The 11,978-nt window shown below is 63.6% G+C and carries 8 protein-coding genes; 1 reads left to right on the top strand and 7 read right to left on the bottom strand.

From position 1 onward, the window contains the following. Positions 1 to 21: 21 nt before the first annotated feature. The 7 genes from ACQ4OD_RS25890 to ACQ4OD_RS25860 form a co-directional block, all read right to left on the bottom strand. A complete protein-coding gene (locus ACQ4OD_RS25890; protein WP_430945185.1) occupies positions 22 to 891 on the bottom strand; it encodes an ABC transporter permease in 870 nt (289 codons plus the stop codon). Between the two features lie 13 nt (positions 892 to 904). Continuing rightward, on the bottom strand, positions 905 to 1,768 hold the full coding sequence (locus tag ACQ4OD_RS25885) for an ABC transporter ATP-binding protein (protein WP_102684985.1): 864 nt from the start codon (positions 1,766 to 1,768) through the stop codon (positions 905 to 907). Positions 1,769 to 1,774: 6 nt separating this feature from the next. Then, positions 1,775 to 2,794, bottom strand: coding sequence for an ABC transporter substrate-binding protein (locus ACQ4OD_RS25880; RefSeq protein ID WP_139667797.1), 1,020 nt, complete (start codon positions 2,792 to 2,794; stop codon positions 1,775 to 1,777). An 18-nt stretch (positions 2,795 to 2,812) separates the two neighbouring features. After that, the gene (locus ACQ4OD_RS25875; protein ID WP_430945184.1) at positions 2,813 to 3,712 is read right to left on the bottom strand and encodes a TauD/TfdA dioxygenase family protein; all 900 of its coding nucleotides are present in this window, start codon (positions 3,710 to 3,712) and stop codon (positions 2,813 to 2,815) included. Positions 3,713 to 3,973: 261 nt separating this feature from the next. Continuing rightward, complete coding sequence (locus ACQ4OD_RS25870) at positions 3,974 to 5,332, bottom strand: HlyD family type I secretion periplasmic adaptor subunit (protein ID WP_177485973.1); 1,359 nt, start codon at positions 5,330 to 5,332, stop codon at positions 3,974 to 3,976. A 7-nt stretch (positions 5,333 to 5,339) separates the two neighbouring features. Then, the gene (locus tag ACQ4OD_RS25865; protein WP_139667791.1) at positions 5,340 to 7,496 is read right to left on the bottom strand and encodes a type I secretion system permease/ATPase; all 2,157 of its coding nucleotides are present in this window, start codon (positions 7,494 to 7,496) and stop codon (positions 5,340 to 5,342) included. 44 nt (positions 7,497 to 7,540) lie between these two features. Then, entirely contained in the window at positions 7,541 to 8,878 is a 1,338-nt protein-coding gene (locus tag ACQ4OD_RS25860; RefSeq protein WP_430945183.1) for a TolC family outer membrane protein, read from the bottom strand. A gap of 349 nt (positions 8,879 to 9,227) precedes the next feature. Here ACQ4OD_RS25860 and ACQ4OD_RS25855 point away from each other — a divergent pair. Beyond that, positions 9,228 to 11,978, top strand: a 2,751-nt coding sequence (locus ACQ4OD_RS25855; RefSeq protein ID WP_430945182.1) for a retention module-containing protein, incomplete at its 3' end; no start/stop codon positions are given.

Genomic DNA, 11,978 nt, shown 5'->3' with positions numbered 1-11,978 from the left:
GAGGCCGGTACAGGCAACACACTAGCGCTGCATCCCCCAGCGCCGAACGGTCAGCCGTTCGAGGGTGTTGAACACCAGCCCCTCCACCAACAGGCCGATCAGGATCACCACCGCCAGCCCGGCGAACACCTTGTCGGTGTACAACTCGTTGCGGTTCTGGAAGATGTACCAGCCAAGCCCGCCTTTGCCACTGCTGGCGCCAAACACAAGTTCGGCGGCGATCAGCGTGCGCCAGGCGAAGGCCCAGCCAATCTTCAGCCCCGACAGGATCGACGGCAGCGCCGCTGGCACCAGAATGTGCAACACCAGACGCAGGCCGCGCAGCCCGTAGTTGCGCCCGGCCATGCGCAGGGTCTCGGACACACCGAGAAAGCCTGCGTAGGTGTTCAGCGCCAGCGCCCATAGCACCGAGTGCACCAGCACGAAGATCAGGCTGTTGTCGCCCAGGCCGAACCAGAGCAAGGCCAGCGGCAGCAGGGCTATGGCCGGCAGCGGGTTGAACATCGAGGTCAGCGTGCCCAGCAGGTCGCGCCCCAGCTGCGTCGAGACGGCCAGGCTGGTCAGGCCGAATGCCAGGACGATGCCCAGCACATAGCCCTTGAGCAGCACCACCAGCGAAACGCCGACCTTGGCTGGCAGCTCGCCGCTGAGCAGCCCGTCCCACAATGCGCTGGAGGTCTGCAGGAAGCCCGGCAGCAGCAGGTCGTTGCCGGTGTAGCGAGCCACCGCCTCCCAGGCCGCCGCGAGCAGTATCAGGATCAGGATCACAGCCTTGCGCAGCCAACCCTGTTGCCACAACCGTTGCACCAGCGGCAGCGCGCGCTCCAGCGGCACTCCGGGCAGGGGTTGCAACAGCACTTCGTATTCCTGGCGTACAGGTGTCGTGGTCATGTCCTGGCTCCTGTCAGTAGGCAATACGGATATCGTTGAAACCCAGATCACCCGCGTTTTGCGGGGCGTCGGCCTCGTCGAACAGCAACCGGTGGATGCGTCGGGCACTGGCCTGGAAGTCGCTGGCGCCGAGGCTGCCGAGGTCGTACTGATGGCTGTGCACCTCGGCCCGCACGCGCCCGGGATGCGGCGACAACAGCAGGATGCGGTTGCCCACCACCAGCGCCTCTTCGATGGAATGGGTGACGAACAACAGGGTGAAACGCACCTCTTCCCACAGCAGCAGCAGCTCCTCCTGCATCTTGCGCCGGGTGAGCGCATCGAGCGCGGCGAACGGCTCGTCCATCAACAGGATCTTCGGTTGCGTGGCCAGTGCCCGGGCGATCGCCACGCGGGCTTTCATGCCGCCGGACAAGGTATGGGGGTATGCGTCGGCGAAGGCGGCCAGGCCGACCTTCTCCAGGTAATGCAGCGCCCGCTCTTCGGCCTCGGCGCGCTTGAGCTGGCCGGACACCAGCAACGGGAACATCACGTTCTGCTTCACCGTTTTCCAGGGCGGCAGCTGGTCGAATTCCTGGAACACCACGATGCGGTCGGGCCCAGGGCCGCGTACCGGCTGGCCCTGCAGCAGGATCCGCCCTTCCCGGGGTTCGATGAAGCCAGCCACGGCCTTGAGCAAGGTGGACTTGCCGCAGCCGGACGGGCCGAGCAGGACGAAACGGTCGGCGCGGTCGACTTCGAAGCTGACTTGATGGGTGGCCCGCACCACGCGTTGGGCAGTGCGGTATTCGAGGCTCAGGTTGTCCACCGCCAGCAGCGGTGGCGTGGCGACACGGCTCAGGGTGCTGGCCGCGTGGCCTGGCAATGGGGCGGTCATCGGCGCTCAGCTCCCTTGCAGCGGGCGTTCATCCTGGAAGAAATAGTCCTTCCACGATTCGGGTTTGTGCTTGATCGCGCCGACCCGGTAGAGGAACTCGGCCAGCTTGTAGGTGTTCTTCGGAGTGACGGTGAATTCGTACTGCGGATTGTCGATCAGCTTGATCAGCGCCTCGCGGTCGATCTTGGCCTTGGTCACGCGGATGTAGGTATCGGCCGCGGCGGCTTTGTCTTTCTGGGCGAAGTCGGCGGCTTCGGCAAGGGCATCAACGAAGGCCTTGTAGGTCTTGGGATTGTCCTTGCGGAATTTCTCGGTGGCGAACAGCAGGGTCGGTGAGTTGGGCCCGAGCAGGTCGTAGCTGTTGAGCACCACGTGCACGTTCTTGTTGGCCAGTACCTGGTCCTGGAACGGCGGGTTGGAGAAGTGCCCGTTAAGCTCGGTGCCGCCGGCCAGCAAGGCCGCAGTGGCGTCCGGGTGCGGCACGGCCAGGGTGTACTTGTCCAGGCGGTTGTATTCCTTGTCGCCCCACTGCCGTGCGGCGGCATACTGCAGGAAGCGCGACTGCACCGAAACCCCTACCGCCGGGACCGCGATACGATCTTTCTCGGAAATATCGGCGATGGTCTTCACATTGGGATTGCTGCTGACCAGGTAGTAGGGGAAGTTGCCCAGTGAGGCAACGGCCTTGACGTTCTGGCGGCCCTTGGTGCGATCCCACACGGTGAGCAGCGGCCCGACGCCGGCGCCGGCGATGTCCACCGAGCCGGACAGCAACGCGTCGTTGATCGCCGCGCCACCGGAGAGCTGGGCCCAGTCGACCTTGATGTCGAGACCCTGCTCCTTGCCGTGCTTCTCGATCAGTTGCTGGTCACGGACCACGTTGAGCAGCAGGTAGACGATGCCGAACTGCTCGGCGATGCGGATCTGCCCTTCGGCGTGAGCCACGGTGGGCGCCGCCAGACTGCCTAGACCCAAGCTGGCGCCCAGGCCGATACTTGCCGCCAGGCGGCTGATGGATTTGCGCATGGTGTATTTCCTCAGTCGTCAGAACGGGGCATCGCCCTGGATGGTGGTGCGGTACAGCTTGCGGCGCAGGTGCGCGGGGCAACCGGTGGCCAGGTGGATCAGCGAGCGGTTGTCCCAGAACACCAGGTCGTGGGGCTGCCATTGATGGCGGTAGATGTTCTGCTCCAGCACGCTCAGGGCGTACAGCTGTTGCAGCACGTCGCGGCTTTCGTCATCCGGCAGGCCGACGATACGGGTGGTGAAGCCTTCGCTAACGAACAGCGCCTTGCGGCCGTTCTCCGGATGAGTACGCACCACCGGGTGGATGACCTCCTGGACCTGGGCCAGTTGCTCGGCGGTCAGCGTCGGGCGCCAGTTGCCTTCGAACTTGGTCTCGGCGTAGCGGGCGGTATAGGAATGGGCGGCACTGCGGCCCTCGACGACCCGGCGCAGGGCGTCGGGCACCGCGTCCCAGGCCTTGTGCATGTCGGCGAACAAGGTGTCGCCGCCCTCGCTGGGCAGCTCCTGGGCGTGCAACATCGAGCCCAGGCTCGGCAGTTCCTTGTACGACAGGTCCGAGTGCCAGAACTTGCCGGCGTCGCCCAGTCCGACGTTGCGACCGTTCTCGACGATGTTGGACACGATCAGGATCTCGGGATGGCCGGTGAGCAGGAACTGCTTGAGCACATGGATCTGCAGTTCGCCGAACCGGCGGCTGAAGGCGATCTGTTGTTCAGGGGTGATGCGCTGGTCGCGAAACACCAGGACATGGTGGTCCAGGTGGGCGCGGTGAATGCGGATGAAATCCTCGGCATTGACCGGACGGCTCAGGTCGAGGCCGATGATCTCGGCGCCAACGGCGCCGGGGAACGAGCGGATGTCGAAGGTTTGCGGTTGGGCGCTGTCGATGGTCGACAAGGCGTTAGAGGCGGCTGGCATTGTTCACTCCCACGCAGTGCGCGACTCCAGGGCGCGCAACGATCGGAAACGCACGGGGATTGCCCGTGTGGGTTCGAGTCGTGCGGCGCGCCGATTGGTCAGCGGGTACGCAGTGGGATGACTATAAAGGCATAAGAACAGTAATTTAAATACCTTTATTGCATATTCATATGAATATGCTAAGCCCTGCTCCAGCCTACAAAGCGAGGGCGTGGGAGAGGGCTTGCCCCGCTCCCACAGGATTTCCGCCCCCGCGCGCGATCAACGCTCGCGCAAGGCTTCGGAGCGCGCCTTGATGATCGGCTTGAGCAGGTAGCTCATGATGGTCTTCTTGCCGGTCATGATATCCACCGTGGCCACCATCCCCGGGATGATCAGCAGCGGCTTCTCTTCCGTGCCCAGGTGACTCTTCTCGGTACGCAGCTTGATCAGGTAATAGGTGGTCTTCTTGTCTTCGTCGGTGATGGTGTCGGCACCGATCTGCTCGAGCTTGGCCTTCATCCCGCCATAGATGGTGTAGTCATAGGCGGTGAACTTGACCGTGGCTTCCTGGCCCGGGTGCAGGAAAGCGATGTCCTTGGGCAGGATCTTCGCCTCGACCACCAGGGTGTCGTCCAGCGGCACGATCTCGATGATGTCGCTGCCGGGCTGGATCACGCCGCCGATGGTGTTGACCAGCAGCTGCTTGACGATACCGCGCACCGGCGAGATGACCATGGTGCGGTGCACGCGGTCGTCCAGCGCCTTGCTGGTGGCGGTGGCCTTGTTCAGCTCGGTACGGGCCTCGTTGAGCTGGGTCAGCGCCTCGCTGCGGAACTTGCCGCGGGTCTCCTCGATCTTGCTCTCGACCTCCTTGATCGCCGCCTCGGCCCGCGGGATGGCCAGGGTGGTGGAGTCCATCTGGCCCCGGTTCTCGACCTCGGCGCGGCGCAGGCGCAGTACCTCGACCTGGGAAATAGCACCCTGAGCCACCAGTGGCTCGGACATCGAGATTTCCTGGCGCAACAACTGCAGGCTGTTGGCGTACTGGGCGCGCTTGGAATTGAACTCGCGCAGCTCCTGCTGCTTCTGCACCAACTGCTGCTGCAGGCCGCCGATCTCGTCCTGCAACTGCTGGCGACGGCTCTGGTACAGCGATTGCTCGTTGGCGGCCTGGCTCGGCGCGGCCTTGCGCAGCTCTTCGTCGATCTGCAGCGGCTTGTCCTCGACCTCGGCCGTGAGGCGCTGCACGCGCAAGGCCATGGCCAGACGCGAAGCCTCGGTCTCGTCGACATTGGAGGCGAAGCGGGTCTCGTCCAGACGCAGCAGCGGCTGGCCGACTTCGACGATCTCCCCCTCCTTGGCGAAGATCTCGGCAACGATGCCACCTTCGAGGTTCTGGATCTTCTGCACCTTGGACGACGGGATGGCCTTGCCCTCCCCGCGCGTCACCTCGTCGATGGGCGCGACGCTGGCCCAGACGATGAGAAACAGGAAGAACGCGATCACCCCCCAGATGGTCAGGCGCACCACTCGCGGCGCGTCCTCGATCAGCGCCTTGTTGACCTCGGGCAGCGGCTGCCCGGCCAGCGACTCGGAGCCCTTGAAGTAGCGGCGCAGGCTGTCCTTGAAACGCCCCATATCCAGCTTATGCAACACTGATCTGCCCCTTCTTCAGCGCATCCATGACGGCGGCTTTCGGGCCATCCGCGACGATCTGTCCACGATCGATGACGATCAACCGGTCCACCAGCGACAGCAGCGACGCCCGGTGGGTGACCAGCAGCACAGTCTTGTTCTCGATGACCGCGGCCAGGCGCTGTTTGAGGCGCTCCTCACCGGTGTTGTCCATGGCGCTGGTGGGTTCGTCGAGCAGCAGGATCTGCGGGTTGAGCAGCAGCGCCCGCCCCAGGGCGACGTTCTGTCGCTGGCCACCGGAGAGGTTCTGCCCGCGCTCGCCGACCTGCAACTCGTAGCCGTCGGGGTGCAGGCGGGCGAATTCGTGCACGCCGGCCAACTCAGCGGCCTGCAAAATCAACTCGTCCTCGATGTAGCGGGCGCCACTGACCAGGTTGTCGCGCAGGGTGCCGGCCAACAGCTGGATATCCTGGGGCACATAGCCGATGTTGTGGCGCAGTTCGCTGACGTCGATCTGGCGGATGTCCACGCCATCGACCAACAGCGAGCCGTTGTCCGGCTCGTACAGGCCGACGATCAGCTTGGCCAGCGAGCTCTTGCCCGAGCCGCTGCGGCCGATGATGCCGACCTTCTCGCCTGGTCGGATGTTCAGGTTGATACCCTTGAGCGCCTGGTTCTGCTGGTTCGGGTAGGTGAACTCGACGCCGCGAAACTCGATGGCGCCCTGCAGGACCTGGCGGCTCAGCGGACGCTCTTCGAAGTTGCGCTCCTGGGGCAGTTCCATCATCTGGTCGGTGGCGACCATGGTCACCTTGGCTTGCTGGTAGCGGGCCAGCAGGCCGTTAAGCGAGCCCAGCGGGCCAAGGGCGCGACCGCTGAGCATGTAGCAGGCCACCAGGCCGCCCATGCTGAGGTTGCCGTCGATGATCAGGTACACGCCCACGCAGATCATCGCCACGCCGGCCAACTGCTGGATCAGCAGGGTGATGTTCATGGCCAGGCCTGAAAGCACCTTGACCCGCAGTTCCAGGCGGCTGAGGGTGCCGAGGGTCTGCTCCCACATGTACTGGCGCTCGCTCTCGGCGTTGTTGACCTTGATCCCGTCCAAGCCGGCCAGGGTCTCGATCAGGCTCGACTGGCGCTCGGAGGCCAGGGCCATGGTGCGTTCCATGGTCGCCATCAGCGGCTTCTGCAACGCGTAGCCGATACCCAGGGCCAAGGGGAAGGCAAGGACCGGGATCCACACCAGGTGCCCGCCGATGATGGCGATGACCATCAGGATCAGCAGGGTGAACGGCAGGTCGATCAGGCTGGTCAGCGTCAGCGAGGCGAGAAAATCGCGCAGGCCCTGGAACTCATGGATGTTCTGGGCGAAGCTGCCGACCCGCGCCGGGCGGTACTTCATGGCCATGCCGACGATGCGCTCGAACAGCGTCGCCGAGATGATCAGGTCGGTCTTCTTGCCGGCCAGGTCCAGACAGAGACTGCGCAGCCCCTTCAGAATCAGGTCGAAGACATAGGCCCCGGCGATACCTACCGCCAGCACCCATAGCGTCGAGGTGGCCTGGTTGGGCACGACGCGGTCGTACACGTTCATCACGAACAGCGGCGCGGCCAGGGCGATCAGGTTGATCACCAGGCTGGCGGCGATGGCATCGATGTACAGCCATTTGCTGCGCAGCAGCGTGTCGCGGAACCAGGAGCGCGCGCGTGGGATCAGGTTGCCGTGGTTGACGTCGAACTTGTGCTGGGGCTGGGCGAAGAACACCTTGCCGCTGTAGTCGCCCTGCAACGCCTCACGGGTGACATGCACTTCGCCGCCGTCGCTCTCGCTGAGCAGCAGCCGCGCGGTGTCCTCGTTTTCCCAACCCAGCAGCACCGCGCAGCGGCCTTCCTTGAGCAGCAGCATCGCCGGCATGGCGATGCTGGGTATCTGCTCCAGCTTGCGCTGCAACAGGCGCCCCTGCAGCCCGGCCCGGGCGGCCGCACGCGGCAGCAGCTCGGCGGTCAGGCGTTGCGAGGGCAAGGGCAGCCCGGTGGTCAGCATGGCCCGGCTGGCGGGCTTCTGATGCAGGACACACAGGGTCAGCAGACTGTCCAGCAGCGGGTCGTCATGCTGACTGCGTGGATCGTGGCTGAGTTGGACTCGACTGACTTCGGATTCCACGCGGCGCTCTCTTCATCCTTGCGGGGGTGGGTTCAAGGCGCCTTTCAGTTCATGCCTGGCAGGTTCACCTTGGGTTTCAGGTCGTTCTGCACAACGGTGGCCATCGGGGCTACGACACCCTGGCTCTTGAGCAGCTGGCCAATGGTCGCCTTGATTCGGTACTGAGTAAACATTTGTATGTTCTTCACCTCTACCAGACGACGCTGGGCGGTGAAGGTTTCATTCTCGCTGTCGAGCAAGTCGAGCAGGGTTCGCTCGCCCAGGCCGAACTGCTGTTGGTAGGCGCTGCGCACCCGGTTGCTGTGATCGACGTACTGCTGGGCGATCGGCACCTGGGCGTTGGCGTTTTCCAGAGCATTCCATGCCAAGCCTAACTCCTCATTGAGCTGGCGCAAGGCGTTGTTGCGAACGTCCAGGGCCTGGTTGGCCAAATACGACTTCGATTCCAGGTCCGCCTTGTTGCTGCCGCCGGCGTACAGGTTGAAGTTCATGCGCAGCATGGCCTGCCACTCGTTGTTGTGGCCCACCGCGCCGTCGAGGTTGTTGTCGGCCGTTCGTCCGAGTTCGGCATCGAAACGCGGATAGAAAGTAGACTTTGCCGCTTCGTATTGCTTCTCGGCAGCCGCGATGTCCGACTCGGCCGAACGCAGGATCGGGCTCTCTTCGACCAGTTGGTGACGCGCCTCTTCGAGGGTGGCCGGCAGCAGGTCGACAAATGGCGCGGGCGTGCTTAACTCGTCGGGCATTTGCCCGACGACGCTCAGGTAGTTGGTGTTGGCATCGGCCAGGTTGGTCTGCTCGGTGATCAGGTTGTTGCGGGCCTGGGCCTGGCGCGCTTCAGCCTGGTCGAGGTCGGCCATGCGGCCTACGCCACGGCTGGTGCGCAACTTGATCTGGTCGAGGATGCGCTCATGGTTGCGCAGGTTTTCTTCGGCCAGGCGCACCATCTCACGGCGCGACAGGACGTCCAGGTAGACCTGGGCGACGGTCAGCGCGGTACGCTCGGAGGTGCCCAGCAATGAATAGGCGCGAGCGTTGACGGTGGCTTGTTGACGCCCGACCTCGCTGGAGGTGGCAAAACCGTCAAAGACCATCTGCCGCAGGCGGATCGCCGATTCGCCACGGTTGAGCGTCTCCCAGCGGTTGCGGGTGCTTGGGCTGTCGGTGCCCTCGCGGCCATAACCGGCCGTCACATCGACCCGCGGCAAATAGCCGCCCTGGGCTGCACGCAGTTGGTAATCCGCAGCCGTACGGGCGTTCACGCCGGCCTGGATTTCCGGGTGTACCTCGAGGGCCTTCTGCATGGCTTCAGGCAAGGTTTGTGCTTGAGCGAAAGAGGCGGCGAGAGCGAAAGGAAGAGCGGTGAACAGTGACGCACGCATTTTTACTGGTTCCCGAGAGAGCTGTTGTCCCAAATCACAATCGAAGCCGTGCCTGCCTTGGAAAATGGCGAACCCTGATCTGTATGTAGGAAGCTTCCGAATAGGCAGTGCGGATTAATACAAAAGAAAGGGCTTGGCTGGCCAAATATCAATGTGACATTACCTTGGCGATTGTTTAGGATGGCAGCCAGAAGGTCAATAGTTTGGCATAAACTTAATAGCCAGAAATTATAGACGTAAAATTGACGCAATTGTGCGTCAAAAACATTATTGAAACATTCCATCAGTCGCCGCCTTCGTATGCCGGCCGGGCATGGAAGCCAACTGAACGGGTAGTCCGGAGAGTCCAATGAGCACTGTTGTTGCCATCGTCAAAAGCATTGTTGGCCAAGTCATCGCAGTTTCCCCAGAAGGCATCCGGCGCGTACTGATCGAAGGCGATCGCCTGCTTGCCGGTGAACAGGTAGACACCGGCACTGGCGGCGCGGTCACTCTGGAGCTGGCCGACGGCCGTCTGCTCGACCTCGGTCGCGACACCCAGTGGAGTGCCGACGCCCCCGACAGCAGCATCGACCTGAGCCAGGCCACCGCCCAGGCGGCGCCCTCGGTCGAGGAGCTGCAACAAGCCATCGCCGCCGGCGTCGACCCGACCACCGAACTGGAGGCCACCGCAGCCGGCCCGGCCGCGGCAGGCGGCGGTTCGGTAGGCGGCGGGCATAGCTTCGTCCTGCTCCAGGAAACCGCCGGGGTGGTCGACCCGACCATCGGCTTCCCCACCGGCCCAATAGGCTTTGCCAACGGGCTGGGTATTGATGAGCAGGGCGGGCTGGACGGCAACAACGCCAGTACCAACACCACCAACGCCCCGCTCACCACAGGCCTGACCCTGAGCGCCACTCCCACGATCACCGAGGCGGGTGGCGTAATTGTCTATACCGCCACCGTCGGCCAGCCACCGCTGACCAACCTGACCGTGACCCTGTCCAATGGCGCTGTCATCGTGATCCCGGCGGGCCAGACCACCGGCACCGTCAACGTCAATGTCCCGGCCAACGACACGCCCTACATCGATGGCGGCCAGATCTCCGCGACCATCACCGGGACCAGCGGCGGCAACGGCCTGATCGTCACGCCAAGCACCACGCCGGCGGTGACCGAGGTCACCGACACCATCGATACCACCACTGCCACGCTGACCGCCAACCCAAGCGTGACCGAAGGTGGCGTGATCACCTACACCGTGACCCTGACCAACCCGGCCCAGACTCCGGTCACCGTCACTCTGTCCAATGGCCAGACCGTCACCATCGAGGCTGGCAAGTCGTCCGGCAGCGTCGATTTCCAGACCCCGGCCAACGACGTCTATAACAACGGCAGTACTGTCAGTACCACGATCACGGAGGCAACGGGCGGCAACTTCGAGAAACTGGAGCCGAACCCGGCACCAGCGGAAACGAAGATCAACGACTCGATCGACACCACCACCGCCACTCTGACCGCGACTCCAAGCGTCAGCGAAGGCGGCGTGATCACCTACACCGTGACCCTGACCAACCCGGCCCAGACTCCGGTCACCGTCACTCTGTCCAATGGCCAGACTATTACCGTCAAGGCTGGCGAAAGCACTGGCAGCGTCGACTTCCAGACCCCCGCTAACGACGTATTCGTCAACGGCAGCACGGTCAGCACCAGCATCACTGGTGTCACCGGTGGCAACTTCGAGAAGCTGGAACCCGACACTACGCCGACCCAGACCGTGATCAGCGACAGCATCGACACGGTGACCGTCAGCATCGCCAGCAATGGCAACGTGACCGAGGCCGAACAGCCGACCTTCACTGTATCGGTCAGCCAGAAGCTCGACCATGACCTGACCGTGACCCTGTCCAATGGCGCCACTGTGGTCATCAGCGCCGGCCAGACCCAGGCCACCTACAGCCTGCCGGCCCAGGGCGACGACGTATTCAAGGACGCCGGCTCCGTGACCCTCGGCGTGACCGATGCCAGCGTGGCGGGCAAGACCTTCGAGAGCCTGCAGTTGGGTGGCGATGCCACCGTGCAGATCACCGACACCGTCAGTGAAGTGGTCGCAACCCTCACTGCCGACAAGACCACTGTGTCCGAAGGTGGCCAGATCACCTACACCGTGACCCTGACCAATGCCCAGGGTCTGCCGGTCAACGGCCATAATGGCCTGACCTTCACCCTGACCGATGGCACCAAGGTCACCATTCCGGCAGGCAGCACCAGCGGCACCTTCACCATCACGGCTCCTGACGACGTATTCGTCGGCGGCCAGCCTTCGATCGTCAACAAGATTGAATCCGTTGCCGGTGGCGACAACTTCGAGAAGCTGACCCTCGGCGACAACTCGGTCACCACCACCGTGACTGACGAGCCAGGTACCGGCACTCCAGGCACCGACAACCAGGGCGACAAGGTCACCGTCACCATCGTCGGCAAAGGCGATGTCAACGAAGACCAGCAGCCAGCCTTCACCGTCAAGGTCAGCCAGAAGCTCGACCACGACTTGACCGTCACCCTGTCCAATGGCGACAAGGTGGTGATCCCTGCTGGCCAGACCGAAGCCGAGTACAAGGCCAAGGCCCAGGGCGATGACGTATTCAAGGATGGCGATACCCTGACTGTCGGCATCACCGATGCTGCCGTTGACGGCAAGTCCTTCGAGAACCTGGAACTGGGCGGCAACGCCTCGGTGCAGATCACCGACACCATCAGCGAAGTCGTCGCGACCCTGACCGCCGACAAGACCACTGTGTCGGAAGGTGGCCAGATCACTTACACCGTCACCCTGACCAATGCCCAGGGTCTGCCGGTTAATGGCCACAACGGCCTGACCTTCACCCTGACCGATGGCACCAAAGTCACCGTTCCGGCCGGCAGCGCCAGCGGTACCTTCACCATCACGGCTGCGGATGACGTGTTCGTCGGCGGCCAGCCTTCTATCGCCAACAAGATCGAGTCGGTCGCCGGTGGCGACAACTTCGAGAAGCTGACTCTCGGCGACAACACGGTCACCACGACCGTGACCGATGAGCCGGGCACTGGCACGCCAGGCACCGATAACCAGGGCGACAAA

This window comes from Pseudomonas sp. WC1, from assembly GCF_050586565.1.
GTDB lineage: Bacteria > Pseudomonadota > Gammaproteobacteria > Pseudomonadales > Pseudomonadaceae > Aquipseudomonas.
This window is presented reverse-complemented; position numbering and strand designations above follow the sequence as displayed.

Bases quoted from the DNA above. Each gene is read 5' to 3' on its own strand.
- ACQ4OD_RS25890 (WP_430945185.1), bottom strand. From the start codon at position 891: ATGACCACGACACCTGTACGCCAGGAATACGAAGTGCTGTTGCAACCC.
- ACQ4OD_RS25885 (WP_102684985.1), bottom strand. From the start codon at position 1,768: ATGACCGCCCCATTGCCAGGCCACGCGGCCAGCACCCTGAGCCGTGTC.
- ACQ4OD_RS25880 (WP_139667797.1), bottom strand. From the start codon at position 2,794: ATGCGCAAATCCATCAGCCGCCTGGCGGCAAGTATCGGCCTGGGCGCC.
- ACQ4OD_RS25875 (WP_430945184.1), bottom strand. From the start codon at position 3,712: ATGCCAGCCGCCTCTAACGCCTTGTCGACCATCGACAGCGCCCAACCG.
- ACQ4OD_RS25870 (WP_177485973.1), bottom strand. From the start codon at position 5,332: ATGGGGCGTTTCAAGGACAGCCTGCGCCGCTACTTCAAGGGCTCCGAG.
- ACQ4OD_RS25860 (WP_430945183.1), bottom strand. From the start codon at position 8,878: ATGCGTGCGTCACTGTTCACCGCTCTTCCTTTCGCTCTCGCCGCCTCT.